Annotated in this window: 21 protein-coding genes; 11 read left to right on the top strand and 10 right to left on the bottom strand. The window is 59.7% G+C overall.

What is annotated here, in order from left to right; genetic code table 11:
* Positions 1 to 202: 202 nt before the first annotated feature.
* Both RXV90_RS17720 and mnmH read left to right on the top strand, forming a co-directional pair.
* Positions 203 to 1,168, top strand: a complete 966-nt coding sequence (locus RXV90_RS17720; protein ID WP_316650251.1) for an NAD(P)/FAD-dependent oxidoreductase — start codon at positions 203 to 205, stop codon at positions 1,166 to 1,168.
* Positions 1,144 to 2,196, top strand: a complete 1,053-nt coding sequence (mnmH, locus tag RXV90_RS17715) for a tRNA 2-selenouridine(34) synthase MnmH (RefSeq protein ID WP_316650249.1) — start codon at positions 1,144 to 1,146, stop codon at positions 2,194 to 2,196. Before RXV90_RS17720 ends, mnmH begins: the two co-directional genes overlap by 25 nt.
* On the opposite strand, the gene selD is transcribed toward mnmH, so the two are convergent.
* From selD to RXV90_RS17685, 6 genes are read right to left on the bottom strand one after another with little or no spacing between them, the layout of a single operon-like run.
* Positions 2,183 to 4,351 (bottom strand): selenide, water dikinase SelD, encoded by a 2,169-nt coding sequence (gene selD, locus RXV90_RS17710; RefSeq protein ID WP_316650247.1) that lies wholly within the window; start codon positions 4,349 to 4,351, stop codon positions 2,183 to 2,185. The two genes, mnmH and selD, sit on opposite strands and share 14 nt — an antisense overlap.
* Before the next feature lie 41 nt (positions 4,352 to 4,392).
* Positions 4,393 to 4,938, bottom strand: a complete 546-nt coding sequence (locus tag RXV90_RS17705; RefSeq protein ID WP_316650245.1) for a pyridoxamine 5'-phosphate oxidase family protein — start codon at positions 4,936 to 4,938, stop codon at positions 4,393 to 4,395.
* A 1-nt stretch (position 4,939) separates the two neighbouring features.
* Positions 4,940 to 5,992 (bottom strand): lipocalin-like domain-containing protein, encoded by a 1,053-nt coding sequence (locus RXV90_RS17700; protein ID WP_316650244.1) that lies wholly within the window; start codon positions 5,990 to 5,992, stop codon positions 4,940 to 4,942.
* The gene (locus RXV90_RS17695) at positions 5,982 to 8,387 is read right to left on the bottom strand and encodes an ABC transporter permease (RefSeq protein WP_316650243.1); all 2,406 of its coding nucleotides are present in this window, start codon (positions 8,385 to 8,387) and stop codon (positions 5,982 to 5,984) included. Before RXV90_RS17695 ends, RXV90_RS17700 begins: the two co-directional genes overlap by 11 nt.
* Positions 8,384 to 9,040 carry an ABC transporter ATP-binding protein gene (locus RXV90_RS17690; RefSeq protein WP_316650242.1) on the bottom strand — a complete coding sequence of 219 codons (657 nt, stop codon included), beginning with the start codon at positions 9,038 to 9,040 and terminating at the stop codon, positions 8,384 to 8,386. The genes RXV90_RS17695 and RXV90_RS17690 overlap by 4 nt, the downstream gene beginning before the upstream one ends.
* A 47-nt stretch (positions 9,041 to 9,087) precedes the next feature.
* The gene (locus RXV90_RS17685; protein WP_316650241.1) at positions 9,088 to 10,332 is read right to left on the bottom strand and encodes a cytochrome-c peroxidase; all 1,245 of its coding nucleotides are present in this window, start codon (positions 10,330 to 10,332) and stop codon (positions 9,088 to 9,090) included.
* A 153-nt stretch (positions 10,333 to 10,485) separates the two neighbouring features.
* On the opposite strand from RXV90_RS17685, the gene RXV90_RS17680 reads away from it, so the two are divergent.
* Positions 10,486 to 10,881: a tetratricopeptide repeat protein gene (locus RXV90_RS17680; RefSeq protein WP_316650338.1), complete on the top strand. Its 396-nt coding sequence runs from the start codon at positions 10,486 to 10,488 to the stop codon at positions 10,879 to 10,881.
* A 40-nt stretch (positions 10,882 to 10,921) separates the two neighbouring features.
* Here RXV90_RS17680 and RXV90_RS17675 read toward each other — a convergent pair whose 3' ends face one another.
* Entirely contained in the window at positions 10,922 to 11,362 is a 441-nt protein-coding gene (locus tag RXV90_RS17675; RefSeq protein ID WP_316650240.1) for a MarR family winged helix-turn-helix transcriptional regulator, read from the bottom strand.
* A 20-nt stretch (positions 11,363 to 11,382) separates the two neighbouring features.
* On the opposite strand from RXV90_RS17675, the gene RXV90_RS17670 reads away from it, so the two are divergent.
* Positions 11,383 to 12,186: an HAD family hydrolase gene (locus RXV90_RS17670; protein ID WP_316650239.1), complete on the top strand. Its 804-nt coding sequence runs from the start codon at positions 11,383 to 11,385 to the stop codon at positions 12,184 to 12,186.
* Between the two features lie 85 nt (positions 12,187 to 12,271).
* On the top strand, positions 12,272 to 13,825 hold the full coding sequence (locus RXV90_RS17665; protein WP_316650337.1) for a trimethylamine methyltransferase family protein: 1,554 nt from the start codon (positions 12,272 to 12,274) through the stop codon (positions 13,823 to 13,825).
* Here the strand turns inward: RXV90_RS17665 and RXV90_RS17660 are convergent.
* Positions 13,822 to 14,376, bottom strand: a complete 555-nt coding sequence (locus tag RXV90_RS17660; RefSeq protein WP_316650238.1) for a Hint domain-containing protein — start codon at positions 14,374 to 14,376, stop codon at positions 13,822 to 13,824. The two genes, RXV90_RS17665 and RXV90_RS17660, sit on opposite strands and share 4 nt — an antisense overlap.
* A gap of 710 nt (positions 14,377 to 15,086) precedes the next feature.
* Between RXV90_RS17660 and paaA the strand changes: the two genes are divergently transcribed.
* The 5 genes from paaA (at position 15,087) to RXV90_RS17635 (ending at position 18,773) form a co-directional block, all read left to right on the top strand.
* A complete protein-coding gene (paaA, locus tag RXV90_RS17655) occupies positions 15,087 to 16,064 on the top strand; it encodes a 1,2-phenylacetyl-CoA epoxidase subunit PaaA (protein WP_316650237.1) in 978 nt (325 codons plus the stop codon).
* Positions 16,065 to 16,158: 94 nt separating this feature from the next.
* Positions 16,159 to 16,476 (top strand): 1,2-phenylacetyl-CoA epoxidase subunit PaaB, encoded by a 318-nt coding sequence (gene paaB, locus RXV90_RS17650; RefSeq protein ID WP_316650236.1) that lies wholly within the window; start codon positions 16,159 to 16,161, stop codon positions 16,474 to 16,476.
* A complete protein-coding gene (paaC, locus tag RXV90_RS17645; RefSeq protein WP_316650234.1) occupies positions 16,476 to 17,234 on the top strand; it encodes a 1,2-phenylacetyl-CoA epoxidase subunit PaaC in 759 nt (252 codons plus the stop codon). Before paaB ends, paaC begins: the two co-directional genes overlap by 1 nt.
* Positions 17,228 to 17,695 carry a 1,2-phenylacetyl-CoA epoxidase subunit PaaD gene (gene paaD / locus RXV90_RS17640; RefSeq protein WP_316650233.1) on the top strand — a complete coding sequence of 156 codons (468 nt, stop codon included), beginning with the start codon at positions 17,228 to 17,230 and terminating at the stop codon, positions 17,693 to 17,695. The genes paaC and paaD overlap by 7 nt, the downstream gene beginning before the upstream one ends.
* A 10-nt stretch (positions 17,696 to 17,705) precedes the next feature.
* Entirely contained in the window at positions 17,706 to 18,773 is a 1,068-nt protein-coding gene (locus RXV90_RS17635) for a 2Fe-2S iron-sulfur cluster-binding protein (protein ID WP_316650232.1), read from the top strand.
* 15 nt (positions 18,774 to 18,788) lie between these two features.
* Here RXV90_RS17635 and paaK read toward each other — a convergent pair whose 3' ends face one another.
* Both paaK and paaI read right to left on the bottom strand, forming a co-directional pair.
* Complete coding sequence (gene paaK / locus RXV90_RS17630) at positions 18,789 to 20,090, bottom strand: phenylacetate--CoA ligase PaaK (protein WP_316650231.1); 1,302 nt, start codon at positions 20,088 to 20,090, stop codon at positions 18,789 to 18,791.
* A gap of 16 nt (positions 20,091 to 20,106) precedes the next feature.
* Positions 20,107 to 20,532, bottom strand: coding sequence for a hydroxyphenylacetyl-CoA thioesterase PaaI (gene paaI, locus RXV90_RS17625; RefSeq protein WP_316650230.1), 426 nt, complete (start codon positions 20,530 to 20,532; stop codon positions 20,107 to 20,109).
* A 100-nt stretch (positions 20,533 to 20,632) separates the two neighbouring features.
* Here paaI and RXV90_RS17620 point away from each other — a divergent pair, with 100 nt between their 5' ends.
* Positions 20,633 to 21,826 (top strand): cytochrome P450, encoded by a 1,194-nt coding sequence (locus RXV90_RS17620; protein WP_316650229.1) that lies wholly within the window; start codon positions 20,633 to 20,635, stop codon positions 21,824 to 21,826.
* Positions 21,827 to 21,916: the final 90 nt, after the last annotated feature.

The following is a 21,916-nucleotide window of genomic DNA, read 5'->3' as shown; positions in this document are numbered from 1 at the left end:
CTCTTCCCGAGGAGCGGAGGCCTGGGCACCTGTCGTCAATACGAGACACGCAATTTGGACTAGGAGGACAGAGAGAACGCGCATGGCGTTCAGATAGGCACAAAAACGCCATTGGGCGAGGTCCTAACGATAATTTCTCGCAACATCGCGCTGCGGAACTATATAGCCGCCGGGAGATAACCGTCTGTTTGCCGGAAAAAATATGACACGAGCAATTGCGATTATCGGGGCAGGACTTTGCGGCATTACAGCCGCGCGGGAACTCTCGGGTCATGTCGAAAATGTTGTCGTCTTCGAGAAAAGCAGGGGGCTGGGCGGCCGAATGGCGACGCGGCGGTTTGCAGGTCTTTCCATAAACCACGGGGCACCGCGCGTCACACCGGGCAATCCGGAGCTGGAAGGGTTACTGCTGGCGGCCGGAGCATCGCAGGATTCCCTTGGAGGTTGGGTCGGTCGACCCGGGATGTCGTCGATCGCCCGCTGCATGGCGAAAGGTCTTCGCATCGAAACCCGCCACAGTGTAACAGCGATCATCAAGGGCCGCGGCGGCTTTTATCTCGAAATCGAAAACGATCGCCGACAAGGCCCATTCGCCCGTGTGATCTTGGCTGTGCCGGCGCCTCAGGCGCGGGTGCTGCTGTCGGCCTTGCCAGGCATCTCGAAGCGCCTGGCCGATATCGAGTTCAACCCGGTATGGGCATTCATGGCCGCGTTCGGTGAACGGCTGGATGCGCCGAACAGACTGACTGGCCCGGTTTTCCATCGGTTGTTCAGACAGGAACTCCCGGAGGAAATACAGGCGACACGGGATGTCTGGGTGGGGCATGCGACAGCGGAGTGGAGCAGTGCCTATCTCGAGATGCCGGACGCATTGGTGGAGACGTCCATGCAGGCGGCCTTTGCCGCCGCTCTTGGGCATCTGCCGCCCGAACCACTTTATTGTGCGGTGCACCGCTGGCGCTATGCGCTTGCGCAGAAACCCTTGGGCGAACCCTATCTCGAAGTCTGCAACGGTCAGCTCCTTGTTGGCGGGGACTGGGCGCTTGGACACGGGTTCGACGACGCTTGGATGTCCGGTCGTGCGATGGCCGAACGTGTGCTGCTCACTTTACCAGGTCCCACGGCGCGCGGTAGAGACCGCGCATGGCGATCCGATTTGACCAACTGAGTGATTATTGCGGCCACGGCTTTGACACGCTCATAGACGTCAGGTCACCTGCAGAGTTTGCGGAGGATCGTCTGCCAGATGCGATCAATCTGCCGGTTTTGAGCAATGAAGAACGTGCCCGCGTTGGCACGATTTACAAGCAGGAGGCGCCGTTCGCGGCGCGGAAAGTCGGTGCGGCACTGGTCGCGCGAAATGCGGCGCATCACATAGAAGATAGTCTTGCAGAGAAACCAGGCAGTTGGCGGCCACTGGTGTATTGCTGGCGGGGCGGGCAAAGATCTGGCGCCTTCGCTTCGATTCTTCAGCAGATTGGATGGCGTGCGGAAACCATCGAAGGGGGATATCGCAGTTACCGCCGACTCGTCGCCCAAGCGCTGTATGACACGTCATGGCCCGGTCGCATCGTGCTTATCGATGGGAATACCGGCACGGGAAAGACGGCAGTTCTGGCTCTTCTGAAAGAGCGCGGTGTTCAAACCCTAGATCTTGAAGGCATTGCCCGCCATCGTGGTTCGGTTCTCGGGCCGATGCCCGGAGGGCAGCCCAGCCAGAAGGGGTTCGAATCCGCGATCGCCTCGGTCCTGGCGAAACTCGATCGAGACCGACCGTTGGTTATCGAGGCGGAGTCGAGCAAGGTCGGTGCGCGGATCGTGCCGCCTTCGCTTTGGAAGGCCATGCTTCACGCGCCACGGATCGTTCTTAGTGCATCTCGACCTGTCCGTGCCGAACACCTTGTTGATGCCTATCAAGACCTCTGGTCGGATCCTGCGCTCCTGGATGCCCGGCTAGATCAACTCATTCCCTTTCACGGTAGGGACGTCGTTGATGTTTGGCGTAGTCTTCATAAGGCAGGCGACCTGCAAACGCTGGCAATCGACCTGATGGAACGTCATTACGACACCAGGTATGCACGGTCGCGCGATCGCGCAGAGGGGAGTGTTTCGGCAAATATCGAGGCAGATCGCCTGGACGCGGGCGGAGTTGCCCGAGTGGCGTCGCAAGTCGCAGAAGTCATCAAGTCACTTTGATTTCTGGCGGTCCATCGGTGACGGTGCCGATCTGTTCAGCCTTTGCGCCCACACTGGCGAGTGCGCTGAGGGTGCGTTCGAGTGCGGAAGCGGGTATCGCGCCGAGAAGGCCACCAGCCGTCTGTGGGTCATAGAGAATATCAGATTCGATGCCGCTCAATCGGGCAGACGTGGCCGCCTTGTTCGCCGGTGCAAGAGTAGATCGAACCCCGCTGTCCAAAGCCTCGCGCGCACCGGGGTAGACGGGAATGCTGTCAAGAAAGAGATCTGCGCCGACCCCTGAGGCGTCGAGAATATTGAGGAGATGGCCCGCCAGACCAAATCCCGTCACATCTGTCATTGCGCGAGCGGCGGTCATAAGTTCAGCCACCTTGTTTTGCGGCTTTGCCATCTCCGCAAGAAGTCCGGCGATGTCTTCTCCCCGCGCCTTGAGTTGCATCTCTGCCGCGAGAAGAGCGCCGGATCCAAGTGGACGTGTCAGGACGAGCGCGTCGCCAGGCTTTGCGCCAGAATGCGTTATGGGTGGGCCATCCAATAAGCCTGTCACCGTGAACCCCAGCGTCAGTTCCGCGCCCATGGTGGTATGACCACCAGCGATGACAGCCCCTGCTTCATGCAGAACGGCAGCTGATCCTTCCATGATCTCCGCAACCCATCGTTCCTGAAGCGCCTCGCTCATCCTTGGAAGTATGAGAGTTGCAAGTGCTGCCTGGGGGCGCGCTCCCATCGCCCAAATGTCTCCAAGAGCATGGCAGGCGGTGATACGCGCGAAGATGAACGGATCGTCCGTGAATGCCCGAAGATGGTCCACGGAAATGACCTGCTTGGCCGAACCGATGGAGAGAACGGCGGCATCGTCACCGTCGAGCTGTGTGACATCCGGACGTTCCGGTGCCCCCGAAAGGCGCGAGAGGGCGCGCATCAGCGGCACCCTTCCGACTTTAGAGCCGCAGCCGGCACACATCGGTTGTGTATTTCCAACTTCAGCCCGCACGCCGGCCGCCATGGGCGATGGCAGTTTGGGGGGCGGCATCGCGGGTAACTGGCTGAGCTTATTCATGAATTTCCGGTCGATCCGGTCTTTGATCTTCCAGAGGCGTTCCCCGGTGAAAGTGATGCCCCACTTCTCTCCGACAGCGGCCTTTTTTCCCAGCGATATGAGCTTGATGTAATCAGCCTGCGGCCGGAAGGTCCGGCTTGCGCCGCCCGAAAGATCCGCGCGCAGATTTGCCTCAAGCACGGGCGCGGCTCGAACGGCGTAGACCCCGGCCTTTGGACGCTGCGCGAAGGTTAGATTGGCGCAATCCCCGACAGCGTAGATGGCAGGATCCGAGCTTCTTAGGGTTTCATCGACGTCGATAAACCCATCAGTCATTTCAAGGCCGCAATCCGACAGCCAACGCCAGGGGCGCGCACCCGCTGTGGCGACCGTGAGCGTGGCGGCAATCGTTAAGCCATTGTCGAGGCTCACGTCCGTCGCGCCGACAGCGGCAACACCGGTATTTTCTATCAAGCGAATCTTACGTTCCCTCAGGGTCCTCAGAATCACGTCGCGTGCGCGAGAGGCAAGGCCAGAGAGAGCGCTCCCGCGGTCGATCACAGCTATGTTCGGGTTGCGTCCCGCACTGTCGAGGGCGTGGTGCATGGCCATGGCAAGCTCGACCCCGCCCACGCCGGCACCGATCACCGCCACGGTCGCCTCGCTGTCTCCAGCCAGGAATTCCGCCCATTCATCGGCGAACCGTCCAAGAGGCTTAGCCGCCACGCCATGATCGTCGAAACCCGCAATACCCGTTGGATCCGAGGTTATTCCGACGTCAATTGATGCCACATCATAGGCGATCTCACCGCGCCCGGTGATGTGCACCTGCTTCGCGTTGCGGTCGATTGCGTCCGCTCGGCCGAGGATCAGACGCGCGCCAGCAAACCTGCAAAGACGCACCAGATCGATATCAAGAGCCTCGCGGGGGTAATGACCGGCCACATGGCCTGGAAGCATTCCTGTGTAGGGCGCGGTAGGCTCTGGGTTGATGACTGTCAGACGCGCGCCGGGCAGGGGGCGCATCCCCCATCGGCGCAATACGAGCGCATGTGCATGTCCGCCACCAATCAGAACGAGGTCACGGGTAAGCGGAATATCTGCACCTGGTCTCATGCTGTCTTGCTAGCCCGGATCGCGGCGTGAAGACCAGCGATTCAGGGGGCCAGCCACGCACCTGTGAAATCGTCAGCACGCCTGAACAGCGCACGCCGATGCGGTTGCGTCGCGAGGTGCAAGGTCTCGATTTCTTCGATCCGTGCTTCGATCACTGCGAAGCGTTCGGGCTCTTGCAAGAGGCTGACGGCACCGGGATTGACGATCCTCTGCCCTGACGGCGGTTGCCCGCCGTACGCGAAGCGCGACGGCGCAGGGATGCGGCCCCACTCCGCCTCGGTGCCCTTTCGCACGCTCAACATGACCCGCAGGCGCACCTGGAGCGCTGTTTCCGGCTCCCACAAGAGTACCGTTCCATACGGGTGGATTTCGATTTCCGCGACTTTCTCCGACGCCCTGTCTGTATGAAACTCAAGCGCTGCGATTCTTTGCTGGGCCCGACGGAGGATGACCGTCCGTGCTTCCGCGCCCCCGGTTCGTCCAACCGTAGCGAGGACGATATGCCGTGCGGCAGAAGTCCGGTCGGATGCACCTTCCTGAAGCAACTGCCATACCTGGCAGCGGATCGCTCCGAGATCGTCGGTCATGTCACTCATAACCTGTCATTTCCAAATACCCTCGGCCCGTGTGACTTCCCGAAACGAAAACTGGCCCTTCCCAATAGGAAAATGACGTGTCCATCCAGGCATGATCATTCAGCGCAACGACGGTTGCCTCCAGACCACGGGCGGGTAGGGCGATCCTCCAACGTACCGGAACTTCGCGTCCGGCAACCTCTGTCGTTTCAAGCGGGGCCGCCGTGAATGCACCGTCCGGAAAGGCTGTGACCGTGCCATCGGACGCAATCCAAGTTGCCGCCGAGAATGCGGTCGCGCCTCCAGCGTTTCGCATGCGAGCCCCCATAAGTCTTTCCCCACCGTCGAGGGTCAGACCGAACCAATCCCAGCCGGCAAATCCGCCGCTCAATTCGTCGGAGGACCATTCGCGATCAAGCCAGGCTGTCCCGGTTACTTCAGCGGGCCCGTCCGGCAAGTTCAGGGTTCCGCTGACGTCGTAGAACGGTTGAGAATAATAGTGACTGGCCTGACCATCGGGGGTTTTCACGGAGTACCCGGCATCTCCGTGCATCACGAAGGGCATGTCAGCCGTCAGTTGGAGGTCGTAGGAGAATTCGCTTCCCTGTGCCGTCATGCGGACCGTGCTCAGCGTTGGTCCTTCCATGCGCCACTCGTCGATCCAGGCATAGAATGGTTCGGGCTTGACCCCGGCCTGGCCGATCCCTCCCCGTGCAAACCGCTCCTCAGACAGGTGAAGGTCTGGAGTGGTGACTGCTGCGTGCCCCATCCAGACTTCTGGGGAGGACCAGCCCTCGCCTGTTTCCGGCGCAAGTGCAGAGCGGAACAGCGTCCATTGGATGCCATAGTTCCTGCCGTCTGAGTCTGTGAGGTTTGCGGTCACGTACCACCATTCGATCCGGAATGCCGGGTGCGGACCATGGTCGGCGGGAAAGGAGAGGCGGTAAGCGGGATCAGGTTGCGCAAACCCGTCTGCCGACGGGCCAATGCTGCCGAACACCTGTGCAGAAGCGGAAACAGCCCACAAGCTAAGTATGAGTCGGATGAACCATCGTCTAGCGTTCATTGCTGAAGACCCGAACCAGATCCGCCGGTGCCAGTCGCGCCAGTTTAATTGCGGGCCAAAGCCCGGCGAGCCCCGCCGCAAGAATTGCAAGCAAGCCCAGCTTGATCCAGTCGCCTGGAAAGAGATGCATCGGGAGCCGCCAGCCAAAGGCTTCCACATTGATCACTGCGAGAAGGATCCACGCCAGTGTGAGCCCGACGGGCAAAGCCGCAATTGCGGTGAATGCTGCCAAGACGAGTGCCCTCAACAGTTCTAACCGTGCCAGCCGCGCCCGTGTCAAACCGACGGCCCAGACCGGGGCAAGCTGTGGCAGGCGCATTGTGGCCAGGGTTAGAAGCGACGTCAGAATGGCGATGCCGGCAACACCCAGCGTCAGGATGTTGAGGGCGCCCGTAACGGTGAATGTTCGCTCGAAAACCTCAATCGAGAAGCGTTTCAGTGACGCCTGATCCGTCATGTTTTCTGGGGGAATGCCAAATGCGTCGGTGATCTCTTTTGCCAGTGCGTTCGCGTCTTCCTGTGCGACGCGCACACCGAACCTCTGGCGTTCGACGCCGGGAAACCGTTCGGTCAGCGTCGCGACGGAAACCAGGATCTGCGCTTCAGGGTTTCCATAGTCACTGTAGATGCCGGCAACTTCGAGCGGGTCGCCCACTGGCAGAGTGACGGTGCTGCCGGGCCGAAGCGCGCCACGTCGTGCGTATTGCTCGTTGATCAGCGCGGCCTCGCCCGCTGCGACTTTGTCCCAGACATCAGGCGAAGCGTCGATCAGCGGCCAGTTGTCTCGGTAGGTGGCGTGGTCAGCGACGCCGTATATCGTGCCGGGTGCCCCGTCGATACTCGCGTCGACATTCCAAATTGGCAGAACAGTCAAGCCGCGCGCCTCCAGCCATGCCGTCAGCGCTGCACCCTCGGCATCTGTGCGTGTCGAGATGTAGAGTTCCGAGGCGAGCCGTTGATCAAGCCAACCTGCAAAGGTCAGTCGAAAGCTCGACACCATTGTTCCGACCCCGATATTTGCGGCCAGAGCCAGGAGAAGAGCCATCAAAGCCAACGAAAGCCCTGGCAGCTGCTGGCGCGTATCGGCCCAGAACCATTCACTTTCCGCTGTCTTCGCCCCCCGGGCGAAGAGTTGCAGTGCTCGCGACAACAAGGGTGGCAGCGCAAGTGCTGCGGCGATGAGAAGCGCGCCCAGCATGGCGAACGCGGCGACAAGTCCCGATCCCAAAAGGACGAGAGCACCAGCGAGCGCAGCTAGCCCTAGCGCCGCGATTGCTTGTGCGCGCTCGGCCGTGTGACCGGCCATTGCCCATGCGCGCGGCCTTGCCGGCGCTAGAACGGGAAGCCGAGCGGTTTTCCAAAGGGCCGCAGCACCTGCCAGCGCAGTTCCGAGCATTGCGATTAGAAGTCCCGCGGCCCACCAGGCGGGGCGGATCGTCAGAGTTCCTTCAACCGGCACGCCGTAAAGTCCCCTCAATGTTGCGGCGACATCGGGCAGGAGTGCTGCAGCGATGAGGTATCCCAGAACGATCCCGAGACAGCCTGCCAAGAGCGCAAAGGCGAGCAATTCCGACGCCAGTGCGATCGTAAGGGTTCGTCCCGGAACGCCCAGCGCCCGCAAGGTTCGGAACAATGGGCGACGCTGTTCAAACGCAAGCCCGATGGCTCCATTTACGATGAACAGGCCGACTGCAAAGGACAAGAATCCGAACGCGGTGAGGTTCAGGTGAAAACTGTCGGTTAGTCGCGCAAGATCCTCCGCTCCGTCGATCTTCCTTTGCGTTAGCCCAGGCGCAAGATCGGCGAGGGGCGGGCGCACCATCGGCTGGGTTTCGAGGATGACCAGATGGCTCAATTGCCCCTCCATCCCGAGAAGTCGCTGAGCGATGCCGATGTCGGCGATCGCTATCCCCGGCGCCAGTGCGTCCGACGCATGCACAGGCGGTAATTCTTCGCCGGCAAGCCTCGCCGCTGTTACCGGAGAGGCGAAAAGTCTACCCGGCGACAGCATTGTCCCGGCCATGCCATCTGAAAAAGCGAATGTTGCAGCTTGCGTGTCTCGTGGCGCAGTCAATGCGTCGATGCCGAAAAGCTTGACCCTGCTTCGACCGCTTCCAATCCATCCTTCGACGACCGGACTTACTTGCCAGCCCGCGCGCCTGAGCGAGACATATTCTCGTTCGTCGATCACACCGCCTTCGCGCACCAAGACAGGTCGCGTGCCAGTGACGACGCTCGTTGCCTGTGCATAGCTGGCTCGCGCCTCGGCGTTCAGCGCCTGCACGCCAGACCAGAGGGCCGTCGCCAATGCCAATCCCAATACCAGGGTAAGTGCCTGGAAGGGGCGTACTCTCCAATGCGACAGGAGCGCGCCAAGTGTGATGCTGTAGCTCAATGCAACCGACCCAGCGAAAGATGCAGGCGCCGGTCGAGGTGGCCTGCAAGGCGTTCCGAATGCGTAACCATCAAAAGAGATGTGCCCGCGTCTTTCGCAAGATCGAGCATCAGGCCTATCACCGCATCTCCTGTCGTTTCATCGAGATTGCCTGTAGGCTCGTCCGCCAGAAGAAGATCAGGCGCGCCAGCTAGCGCCCGGCCTATCGCGACCCGCTGCTGCTGTCCGCCCGATAGCTGTTCGGGATATTTTGAGGCATGATCACCGAGCCCCAAATCGTAAAGAAGCGTCTCGACCCGACTTTGTTCGTACCGACCGGCAAGCCGTGCCTGAAAGGCGACATTGGCCCGGACATCGAGCGATGGGATCAGGTTGAACTGTTGAAACACGATGCCGAGCCGAGTTCGTCGAAGGCGTGCCCGCCCCACGTCTCCCATCGCTGCGATATCAGTTCCGTCAATGAGTACTGCGCCCTCATCAGCTGGTTCAAGCCCAGCGACAACATGCAGAAGCGTGCTTTTGCCCGAACCACTTTCCCCGGTCAGGGCAACGCTTTCTCCGCTATCGATAGTCAAACTGACGCTATCGAGGACGGGCACTGGGCCATCGTCCCCGGGGAAGCTTTTCTTCAGCGATCGGACGTCCAGAAGCATGCCTGTCCTTTGTGTCGTGCCTAGCCTGATCTAGCGGCGCTCGCGGATCAGTCGACCCATAGGCCGCTGGGGACCTTTTCTGGCCGACCCAACGGGCGAGACAAGGCAGACTCACCGGTTAATGACTCCAGAAACGCGACGATCTGCTGTACTTCCAGGTCGGTCAGCGAAACAGGGATGATATCCACGGCGCGACGCTGGCGTTCTTCTTCTCGCGTGTCATTCCGAATGACAAAGTCAACGTGTTCGAGCCAGGGCACCTCCGGAAGGCGTGCCGTGTCGGGCTGCCAAGTTTCGCGCGCGGCGAGAGGATCGAGGTGGTGACGGATAATTCCCTCAAGCGTCGGATATGCTCCGTTGTGCCCGTAGGGCGCGGTCAAAGCCACGTTTCTGAGGGCCGGTGTTCTGAAGCGATAGGCGTCTTCCAATCGGTCGCTTTCTGCCATCCGGCCGACGTCTCGGGCATAGGGATCAAATCTGCGGGTGCGTCCAGGGCCGAAGGAGGGCAGGGCCAAGGCATGAAAACTCTGATCGGTCAGAAGGGGCCCGTTGTGGCAACCGCCACATCCCGCTGCTCCGAAGAACAATTCACGCCCGGCATCGGCTTTCGGGTCCAGCGCAGTCGGGTCACCGGAAAGCCAGCGGTCATATGGACTATCGTGGTTTCGCCACTCAACCGCGATGAAGGCGGCCAACGCATTTCCGATCTCGCTGATCGTCACCTGCTCCGGTTCGTCGATGTGATCGAATGCCTCCACGAACATCTTTCCATAAGCGGGAATTGTGCGCACGCGCTTTGCAATGATGGGCCAGGCCGCATCAATCCGATCGTGGACGGCCCCGGCGATTTCGTTTTCCTTCGGGTTGCCGGCCATTTCGAACTGCGCGGTCAGAGGAAAGAGCGCTTGTGCCGCGAGCAAACCTGAAAGCCCGGGCGGAAGCCATTCCTCTGCCGGGCTGTTGAAGCCGTTGTCGTAAGCGTCTGAGAAGGACAGGCGCCCGTCGTGGAACAGCACCGAGATATCCTTGTGACCGAGGTTCCAAAGTGCGGGTGCATTTCGCGAGATCCTTTTCTTGATCCTGTTGTCGCCGGAGCCTCCCGTCCGTTTCGGTCCGACACCAACACCGCCTTCTCCGATTCCAAGGCTCAATCCATCGCTTCCGCCGTGGTCGTGGTGGTGGCACGTCCCGCAGGAGATGTTACGATTGCCGCTCAGGATCTTGTCGTAGAAAAGAAGCTGTCCGATCCCGGCCTGCGCCATGTTCACCGGAAGGAAATCTGCATCCGTCATGGGCCGCCGTTCGAGTGCCTGGGCAGGCATGGCGGAAATGGCCAAAGCTAGAAGGAGGAGCCAGTGAAACGCGGACTGCATGGTGCTATAGTCGCGGCTTTGCTGATAGGTTCAAGCCCCGCTGTGGCTGACGTCGAAGCAGGCCGTGACCTGATGGAGGCCGGACGCTTCGAGGAGGCGATGGAAGCGTTCTTGCCAGCGGCCCGGTCCGGAAATGCTGATGCCGAGGAACTGATCGGTGTCATGTACGCGCTTGGTCTTGGTGTCGAGCGCGACGACGAGCGGGCCTTTGAATGGTATCTCCGTGCGGCGATGAAGGGACATCCGGGCGCGCAATCCGGCGTCGGCTGGTACTACGAGGTCGGTCGTGGGATGCCGAGCCCGGACCTCGTGCGCGGATACATGTGGTATGTGCTTTCGGCGATCGGTGGAGACCCGGATGCGGCAATCAGCCAAGAAGAGATCATCAAGAAGATGACGCAAGAAGAGATCGACCGTGCCCTGGTGCTCGTCAACGACTACCGGCCGTGGATGTATCCGTTTCGGTAGCAAGTGGCTCGGTTCTTGGTGGCCGCGAAAGGACGAAAATCTACAGTTTCGGTAGCAGCGGCTCCCCCTCGATCAGCCGGTCGAGCCGTTCCTTGAGAAGCGCGACGTCCTTTTCCCCAAGCCTGTTGGCGAGCTTTGCCGCATTGTCTTCCGCCACCGGTGTGCCCCGCTTCAGCCGGGCCTGACCTTCCTTGGTCAGGTTGACCTGACGGGTCCTGCCGTCTTTGTCGCCTGCGGTTCGCGCGATGAGCCCTTCAGCCTCCATCTGGCGCAGGGCTCTGCTGGTGGCGGTTCTGTCTATGCCAATGAATTCGGCGATGTCCGAGGGTTGCGTCAAACCCTCGTTCCCGACAGCAAGAAGCACGCACCAAGTGGTTCGCGTGAGGCCAATCGCTCTGAGACCCAGATCGAGACGGCGCTCCTGAATGCGCGCGACCCGAGAAAGCCGGAATCCAAGCGAGTCGTGAAGGCGATAAGTCATCCTCCACTCTTGACCCCGGGGTGGAACGGGAACAACCCCTTGCTCCGGAGAAAGGGTTCTCGAAGAGCATTCGATTTCCGCTTTCATCCGCGCGCACCGCACCGCACATTCGGATCATGACTTACACGCGCGCGATCCTGTTCGATAAAGACGGTACTCTTTTTGATTTTCAGGCGAGTTGGAGCAGCTCCACGTCCTCTTTGATCGCCGAACTTTCCGGCGGCGATCCGGTGCTTTCCGCGGTGTTGGCGGACGCGGTTGGATATGACGTAGAGTTGAGATCATTTCGACAGGGTAGCGTTCTGGTCGCCGGGACGTCTGCCGATGTGGCTGACGCCCTCCTGCCGTACTTGCCAAACCCACAGCCTCTGCGATCCGTGCTAATCGATGAAATCGATTCCCGTGCAGCGCAGACGCAACTGGCAGAGGCAGTTCCTCTGAAGGCCTATTTCGCGGCATTAACCAGGGCAGGTTACGGTATCGCGGTGATCACCAATGATGGCGAGGCGCCCGCCAGGGCGCATCTAGAGGCTGTCGGTGTACTCGATCAAATCGGGTTTCTTGCGGGCTACGACAGCGGACACGGTGCAAAGCCCGCGCCAGGCCAAATCCTCGCAGCCTGTGCTGCGCTGGGTATCCTTCCCGGCGCCGCGATAATGGTTGGTGACAGTACCCACGATCTTCTTGCAGGGAGGTCTGCGGGCACGCGCACGGTCGGAGTTCTTACCGGTGTTGCCGTGCATCATGATCTGGCGCCCCATGCCGACGTGGTGCTTCCGGACATCGGCCACCTTCCGGGATGGCTCGACACTCAAGCGGGATAGATACGACAGATCAGGTCGCTTTTTGCGCCGCAGGTTGATCAATCCGAGCGCATGTTGCCTCTCAGTGGCAAGAGGCGAGGGTAAAATGGCCGACACTGCGACACGGCGCAGGCGCTCCGGGGGACGGGCCGGGAATGAACGGCGCGGCGGCCCGGCGATAGATCAGATGCCCTGGCGTCTGCCAGTGCTGACCGACCGCCCGGTCGAACCACTGACCGAGGAAGGTGTGGCTGCAATCCACAACACGGCCATGCGGATCCTGGAAGAGATCGGGATAGAGTTTCTCAACGATGAGGCCCTCGATATCTTCCGTGAAGCGGGATGCTTCGTTGAAGACCACCTGGTTCGAATGGACCGGGATTTCGTGATGGAGATGGTTGGAAAGGCACCGCCGAGCTTCACAATCACACCTCGAAATCCTGACCGCAAAATCGTGATTGGTGAGGATCATATTCTTTTCGGAAACGTATCCTCGCCGCCCAACTACATGGATCTGGCAACGGGCAAGGTGCCCGGAACTCGCGAACAGTGCCGCACGCTTCTTAAACTCACCCAGTATTTCAACTGCATTCACTTTGCCGGCGGCTATCCGGTCGAGCCGGTGGACATTCATGCCTCGGTGCGGCACCTCGATGTGCTCTATGACAAGCTTGTCCTGACCGACAAGGTGATGCACGCCTATTCGCTTGGCAAAGAGCGCGTCGAGGACGTGATGGAGATGGTGCGGATCTCCCAGGGCCTTACGGAGGCGGAGTTCGCGGCCGGTCCGCGGATGTACACCAATATCAATTCGACCTCGCCGCTTAAGCATGATTATCCGATGATCGATGGTTGCCTCCGGCTCATTCGCAAGAACCAGGCAGTCGTGGTCACTCCTTTTACCTTGGCAGGAGCAATGGCGCCCGTGACCATGGCCGGTGCGGTGGCCCAATCGATTGCCGAGGCGCTTTGTGCAATTGCGCTATTCCAATACGTTGCGCCCGGGTGTCCCTGCGCGATCGGTACGTTCACGTCGAATGTCGACATGAAATCGGGCGCCCCTGCATTCGGTACCCCGGAATATATGCGAGCGACCCAAATGACCGGGCAGATGGCCCGGTATTACAACTTGCCGTTACGCTCGTCAGGCGTCTGTGCCGCCAACGTCCCCGACGGGCAGGCTATGTGGGAGACGTCGAATTCCCTCTGGGCCGCAGTACAGTCAGGGTCGAACATGGTCTATCACGCCGCAGGTTGGCTTGAAGGAGGTCTGATCGCGAGCCCAGAAAAGTTCGTGATGGATTGCGAGGTCCTGCAGATGATCCAGCGCTACCTTGAGCCTGAGACCTACTCCACAAGCGAAGATGATCTGGCCTTCGAGGCCATCCGAGAGGTCGTTGGTACCGGACATTTCTTTGGCCTTGAGCACACCCAGGAGAGGTACACGACGGCATTTTACCAGCCTTTCCTCGCGGATTGGCGCAACTACGAGGGTTGGGAACTCGCAGGCGGCCTTTGGACGGCTGAACGTGCGCATGGGCTTTGGAAGCAGATCGTCGACGAGTTCGAAGCACCTTATCTTGACGAGGCGATCCGTGAAGAGCTTGAGGCTTTTGTGGAGCGTCGCAAGGCGGAGGGAGGAGCGCCAACCGATTTCTAAGCAGCGCAGATGCCAATCTGTGCCGTGGCTGAATTTGCCAGCGTTCCGACGCCGATCCCTTCGGCAAGTGCAGCGCCGCTGCCATCGCAGACTGGAACGAAGTAGACGGCTTCATCCTGTTCCACACGCCGGATCCCGGCATGCCCCACACATTCCGCGGCACTCTTCGCTTCGTGCATTCCAGCGGCATGCGTTGCGGTGATCCTCTGATCCGGCGCAAGGATGACGTCTTGCAGGGGCAAACCGTTGCCGAGACTGCCGGCCGGGAAGAGAACGCCCCGGGCTTCAGGCAGATGATCAAGGCAGGAGCGGTCGAAACCGAACCTGCGCATTGCCTTCAGCCGGATCCATGAACCATCCGTCGATTTCAGTTTGTCTCCGGGGCGCAGGAGCTGAATTGGAACCGGCCCGAAATCCGTCTGGATGCGTGTGTTGAAGCCGATGCCGGCAATCTGCGGCCGGGGTGGGGCTTCGGGGCCTGCATCCGGCGAAGGAACCCGCCGACGGGTGAGGCAATTCAAAAGGCGTTGCGTCGCGTTTCTCTTACTCATCTTACTCGTCCCAAATCACTCAAATTCACTCTTCAAGAGCGGGCCTGTGGGTCGGGTGAAGGACCTCTCATCACCCGACCCGGTAGGCCCACGGGGGTACAGCGCTAACCGTTGCCTCCAGTCACTCGTCACACAGCCGAAGTGCATCGACCGCCACGAGATCCATGGTGCGTTCGATCTAGGCACGAATTGGACGCGGTTGGCTTCGGTTTCGACACAACTGCGATAATTGGCGGCCCGGGTATCGCGGAGTGAGGTGCGGTCTTGGTCGTTCAATCGTAAACAGTGAAGGGCCACTTGATGTGAGCGAGCAAGAAATACAGGGCCGTGCTCGCCGGTTTGTTTCCCTAGGGTCAACATATTCCCGCTGGCGATCGTGGTTAACGGATGTGTCGATCGCGCCTTAGTTGGATTGTTCTGTATTTAGGAACGGTTTGTTTTACGAGCTGGGAAGTCGTCTCGAGCCGTTGGTGTGTAATTCGCTTCACACTTCTGACGATGGCGATGGTTTTCTTCGGTTCCCCTCGAAGGCTGGTCGAATCGGAGGTCGTCTTACGTTCATGTGCCGGCGACGCCGCGCCGTCAGCGGTGGCCGGTCATTCGTGTTACAAAAAATTCGATAATTGCATTTTGCAAGTAACTTAATTCTTGCTCGATTTTGGCTGTCTCTGTAAGCTTTTCGCTCAGTCCGTTAATTGGAGAGGCTATGCATGTATGCCCAGATGATCGCTTCCGAGTCCTCTGAGGAGGACCCGCAAAAGCTTGCAGCATTCCAGGCGCGGATTGACGCCGGAGAGAAGATCGAGCCGAAGGATTGGATGCCGCAGGGGTATCGCAGAACCCTTATTCGCCAAATTGGCCAGCACGCACATTCGGAAATCGTTGGTCAGCTTCCGGAAGGCAATTGGATCACCAGAGCTCCCACACTCGAACGGAAGGCAATTCTGCTTGCCAAGGTTCAGGACGAGGCGGGCCATGGGCTTTATCTCTATGCGGCAGCAGAGACTCTCGGGGTCTCCAGAGATGAATTGACGGAGATGCTTCTCGATGGACGCATGAAGTACTCGTCCATCTTCAACTACCCGACGCTCACATGGGCGGATATGGGAGCGGTCGGGTGGCTCGTGGACGGTGCCGCGATCATGAACCAGGTGCCGCTTCAACGCACTTCGTACGGGCCATACGCGCGCGCCATGGTCCGGATCTGCAAGGAGGAGAGCTTTCACCAACGCCAAGGCTACGACATCATGATGAAGATGGCGAACGGCACCAAGGCGCAACGGCGTATGGCACAGGATGCTCTCAACCGTTTCTGGTATCCGTCTCTGATGATGTTCGGGCCCTCCGACAAGGACAGTGTGCATTCGGCGCAGTCGATGGCGTGGAAGATCAAGATGAACACCAATGACGAACTGCGCCAGAAATTCGTGGATCAGACGGTGCCTCAAGCCGAGTTCCTGGGGCTTAGCGTGCCCGATCCGGATCTGAAGTGGAACGAAGAGACAGAGCATTACGAGTTCACTGAGCCGGACTGGTCGGAGTTCTACGACGTCATCAAGGGCAAAGGGCCCTGCAACGAGGAACGGCTCGCAGCGAGGAACGAGGCTTGGAGTGACGGTGCCTGGGTTCGTCACGGTCTTCTTGCGCATGCTCGGAAGAAGGCGGCTCAGAAGGTCGCTGCCGAATGACGTGGGTCAGCATGGCGAAGTGTTCGCTCAAAAACAGCCGCGGGCAGCCATTCCAACGAGCCTCGCAACGTTGCGGGCCTGACGGGAGATACTCATGACGAGTGAAACGCCTCGGCCCGACGGAGCAAAGCGCAGTGAGTGGCCGCTTTGGGAGATCTTCATTCGCGGTCAGCACGGGCTGAACCATCGCCATGTCGGTAGTCTTCATGCCCCCGACGCAGAGATGGCGATCCGGAATGCCCGCGACGTCTATACACGCCGGAACGAGGGTGTCTCGATCTGGGCGGTCGAAGCCCGGCATATTGCGGCCTCTTCGCCTTCCGAGAAAGGGCCCTTCTACGAACCATCGCAATCCAAGGTTTACCGCCACCCAACCTTCTTCGATATCCCGGATGAGGCGGGCCATATGTGATGGGACCGGACGCGCTTTTCGAGTACCTTCTCCGGCTTGGTGACAACACTTTGGTCCTCGGTCACCGCGTCTCGGAATGGTGTGGCCGTGCGCCCGTTCTCGAAGAAGACATTGCGCTAGCCAATACAGCATTGGATCTCATCGGTCAGACACAAATGTGGCTCGGTCTTGCGGGAGAGGTGGAAGGTCAAGGGCGCTCCGCCGACGACCTCGCGTATCTCCGCGACGTCTGGGAGTTTCGCAATCTCCTGCTTGTCGAACAGCCGAACGGCGATTTCGGCCAGACGATGATGCGGCAGTTCCTGTTTGATGCCTGGCACGATCTCATGTTGACCGGACTGGAGGTAAGTGCCGATGAGAGGGTGGCGGCGATAGCGGCCAAAGCCTCGAAGGAAGCACGGTATCATCTTGAACGTTCTGCCGATGCCGTGATCGGCCTCGGTGATGGAACCGAGGAAAGCAATCGCCGGATGCAAGCGGCACTTGATCGCCTGTGGCCGTTCTCCGGCGAAATGCACACACCTGACGCAATCGATGAAGCGGTTCATGTTGCCGGCATCGGACCCGATCTAAGTGTGCTCGCAGATGCCTACCACGCACGCGTCGCCGAAGTGATGACCGCGGCGACCCTTAGACTTCCGGGCGACCGTTTCGCCCATCAAGGCGGAAAGTCCGGCATCCGCCATAGCGAGCACCTCGGGCATATCCTGACGCAGATGCAATGGCTTCAGCGTGCTTACCCGGGTGCCACATGGTGACGAATCGTCCAACAACGCGTGACATCTGGGAGTGGCTCGGTTCCGTTCCCGATCCGGAGATTCCGGTAATATCGGTGGTTGACCTCGGCATCGTCCGAGATGTGTCTTGGGAGGACAAGAGCCTCGCGGTTACTGTCACGCCAACATATTCCGGCTGCCCTGCAACCCGCGTGATCGCGATGGAGATCGAAACTGCCCTGCGGGATCACGGCATTAAGGATTTCGTTCTCAAAACACAGATCGCCCCGCCCTGGACGACCGACTGGATAAGCAAAGAAGGGCGCGCGAAACTCGAAGCCTATGGTATCGCTCCGCCCCAGCCCGTCGGTGGACCGGATCGCTGCCCCCGCTGCAATGGTAAGGATCTCAAGAAGTTGAGCCAGTTTGGCTCTACTCCTTGCAAGGCCCAATGGCGGTGCAACGATTGCCTCGAGCCTTTCGACTACTTCAAGTGTATCTGACGGGGTAGGAATGGCGCGCTTTCACGGCCTGACGGTTACCGAAGTTCGGAAGACGACCCGCGACGCGGTGATCGTGACGCTCGCCCCCGACGACCCGCAAGCCTTCAGCTTCGTTCAGGGTCAGTATTTGACATTCCGCCGAGATATCGATGGCGAAGAGGTGCGCCGCTCATACTCGATCTGCACAGGGTTAGACGACGGACTCCTTCAGGTCGCGATCAAGCGAGTTGAAGGCGGCTGCTTCTCCAGTTGGGCAAATGAAACGCTTGCGCCGGGTGACCGAATGGAAGCGATGGCACCAATGGGTGCATTTCATACCCCGCTCGATCCGGTGGCGTCGCGGCACTATCTTTGCTTTGCCGGAGGCTCCGGCATCACTCCGGTGCTTTCGATCATCCGCACCGTGCTCGTCCGGGAACCCCGTTCCCGAGTCACCCTCGTCTACGCCAACCGAGGGGTGAACACGATCATGTTTCGCGAAGAGATCGAGGACCTGAAAAATTGCCACATGGGCCGGATCAATGTCATTCATGTGCTCGAGACGGATGCGCAGGAGATCGATCTGTTCACAGGACGCGTCGATGCCGAGAAGTGCGCAAGCCTTTTTGAACGTTGGATCGACATCGCCTCGGTAGACATGTCGTTCATCTGTGGGCCAGAGCCGATGATGCTCGCCATCGCCAAGGCCTTGCGCGACCACGGCCTGGCGGACACTCAGATCAAGTTCGAGCTTTTTGCGACGCCCGGCGCCCAGGTGCCTCGGGGCGCTCCGTTTACATCCACACCAGCGGGAACAGGTGGTGCGGTTTGTATATCTGTTACGCTGGACGGTGCGACCCGGAGCTTCGAGACCCGCCGTGACCAGGCAGTTCTCGACGCGGCATTGGAAAATGATCTTGATGCGCCTTTTGCATGCAAGGCCGGTGTCTGTTCCACATGCCGCTGTAAGCTTCTGGCCGGGGAAGTCGAGATGGCAGCGAACCATGCCCTGGAGGATTATGAGGTCCGTCAGGGCTATATCCTGAGTTGCCAGTCCTATCCCCTGACGGACAGCGTGACTATCGACTACGACCAATAGGGTGTTGAACCGGTTTCACGTCTTCGCCCGGTTGTCGACGACACGCCTAGCCTTGCCTTGAGAACGTTCGACGCCGCCCGGTTCGGCCACCACAACGTCGGCCGAGAGCCCGGCGGTACCCTTGATTTTGAGCGTCAGTGCACGTGCGGCTTCCTCGGAGCCTCCGGCCCCCGGAGCCATCTCCACATGCACCCGCATTGCATCCATCGCACCGGCCTTGACGAGTTCGATCTGGAAATGAGGCGCAAGTCCCGTCGTCGCCAGCACAAGCTCCTCGATCTGGCTTGGGAAAACGTTGATCCCACGGAGAATTATCATGTCGTCTGACCGACCGGTTATCTTTTCCATTCGCCGCATGGACCTTGCCGTGCCCGGCAGAAGCCGCGTCAAATCCCGCGTCCGGTAGCGGATCATCGGCAGCCCTTCCTTCGTGAGCGTTGTAAAAACAAGCTCCCCGACCTCGCCCTCGGGGAGGACCTCCCCGGTGTCGGGATCGATGATTTCGGGATAGAAGTGGTCTTCCCAGATATGCAATCCGTCCTTCGTCTCAACGCACTCGTTTGCGACCCCCGGCCCCATGATTTCCGAAAGCCCGTAGATATCAACAGCGTGCATGTCGAACGCTGCTTCCACTTCCGCTCGCATTGCATTTGTCCAGGGTTCCGCCCCGAAGATACCGACCTTGAGAGAGCTTTCGCGGGGATCGATGCCGCGCCGATGATACTCCTCCAGGATATTCAGCATGTAAGACGGTGTTACCGTGATCGCATCGGGCCGGAAATCTTCGATAAGCGTCACCTGTCGTTCCGTCATCCCGCCGCTGATCGGAACTGCGGTGCAGCCAAGTCGCTCGATCCCGTAATGAGCGCCTAGGCCCCCGGTGAAAAGGCCGTAGCCATAGGCGTTATGCACGATATCTCCGCGCCGCACCCCAGCCGCCCTGAGAGAGCGCGCTACCAGATCTGCCCAGTTGTCGATGTCGCGCGCCGTGTAACCAACGACAGTCGGTTTTCCGGTCGTGCCGGAGGAGGCGTGTAGACGCACGATCTGATCCCGCGGTACGGCAAACAAACCGAAGGGATAATGCTCGCGCAAGTCTGCTTTCTCGGTGAAGGGAAACTTGGCGAGGTCTTCGAGAGTGTGGAGATCCTCGGGGTGTACTCCCCGCTCATCGAAGCGCGCCCGTACCATTGCGACGTTTTCATAGGCGTGCGAAAGGCTCCACCTCAGACGTTTGATCTGCAAGGCTTCGATTTCATCGCGCGACGCGATTTCGATGGGCTCGAGGGTCGCCCTGTCCGGCGTCAGATCATCCATGGCGATTTCCTCCCTGTCACTCCTCGAACAGCTGTGTCCCTAGCGCGCGGGAATGACCGCGGAATTCGGCAATCACTGTCCCGTCTTCGCGCGTCACTGTTGCATCATAGATTCCATTGCGCCCGGCAAGGCTTCTTTCCCGCGCAGTTGCACTCAGACGGTCGCCCAACCTGGCCGGCGCCAGATAGGTAATGGCGTTCTGAAATGCGACGGTGGTGACATTCCGGCTGTTGCAGGCAAACGCAAAGGCGCTGTCGGCCAGGGCAAAGACGACGCCACCATGGCAGATACCATGCCCGTTCGCGTGGTGCGCTTCGACGGCAAGCTCAAGTGTAGCCGTTCCTTCGGCAACATGGGTCAACGTCATTCCGAACCACGCCGAAGCGCCGTCGCCGCGCCACATCGCCTCAGCGGACCGCCTCGCCCGCTCTTCCGCATCCATCGTCAGGTTGCCTCCCCACGCCTTCTTGACCCTCTATCGGCTAGGGCGTTGCATGATCCCGAGCGCTGGTCAATCATTCCGGAATGAACCATTGGCCGACATGCTAGACCTTGCAAATCCGCCGACGGGGTTCATAGACGACCCATTTCCCTATTATGCCCAACTGCGCGAACAGGCTCCGGTTTGCCTGCAGCCCGACGGCTCAGTTCTGCTGTCGCGCTATGCCGATCTCAATAGAGTTTATCGGGACACGGCACTGTTCCTATCCGATAAGAAGCCGCTTTTTGGGCCGAAGTTCGGCGAGGACACACCGCTCTACCGCCATCACACGACATCTTTGGTTTTCAACGATCCACCGCTTCATACGCGTGTGCGCCAGGTCATGGTTGGGGCGCTCAGTCCCCGCGCTCTTGAGCGCCTCGAACCCGGGCTGGAGGTGCTCGTAGAATCTTTGCTTGATCAACTCGAACCCGAAGGATCGCCCGATCTGATCGAGGAATTTGCCGGAGCGATTCCCGTTGAAGTCATCGGAAATCTACTTGCCGTTCCGCTGGATATGCGGGGCGATCTGCGCCGTTGGTCGCTCGCCATCTTGGGAGCGTTGGAGCCAAGGCCAACAAAGGAAACTCTCGAGGATGGTCACCGTGCTGTCGAGGAATTCTCAAGGCTTATGGACGAGATCATTGCACACCGACGGACGTTACCAGGAGATCCGAAAACAGACGTTCTGACACGCCTATTATCCGCAGATGGCGAGGCGGCTCTCAGTGGCGAAGAACTCGTTCAGAACTGTATTTTCATTCTGAATGCAGGTCATGAAACGACGACGAACCTCATCGGAAACGGGCTTGCCCTGATCGACGCCCACCCAGGTCTTCGCAGGCAGTGCCTTGCAGAACCGAAGATGATGCCGGGTCTTGTTGAGGAGATTCTGCGCCTTGAAAGCCCGAACCAGTTTGGCAACCGCCTGACTTCCGCGGACGTGGAGATCGGGGGTATTGCGGTTCCGGCGGGTACGGATCTTCACCTCGCGATCGGTGCCGCCAATCGGGATCCGGCAGCCTTCAATGATCCCGATCGCCCCGACCCCACGCGGCGGCCCAACCGTCATCTCGCCTTTGCCGGAGGGCCTCATACCTGCGTCGGTCTGACGCTCGCGCGAATGGAGGGAAGGATCGCACTATCTCGATTCCTCGATCGCTTTCCAGATTTCACGATTTGTCCGGAGGCCGTTCGCTCACCCCGCCTTCGTTTTCGGGGGTTTGCTTGCCTTCCTGCGATGCTTGCGCCCTGATGTGGCTCTTCATCTAAAGCATCCGACTGAAAACCTGAATCGCGGGGATTCCTGTTGGAGCTGATTTGTGATTCATCCTGTCTGGGAGGA

This window comes from Ovoidimarina sediminis (assembly GCF_032586175.1).
GTDB classification, from domain to species: Bacteria; Pseudomonadota; Alphaproteobacteria; order Rhodobacterales; family Rhodobacteraceae; genus Ovoidimarina; species Ovoidimarina sediminis.
This window is presented reverse-complemented; position numbering and strand designations above follow the sequence as displayed.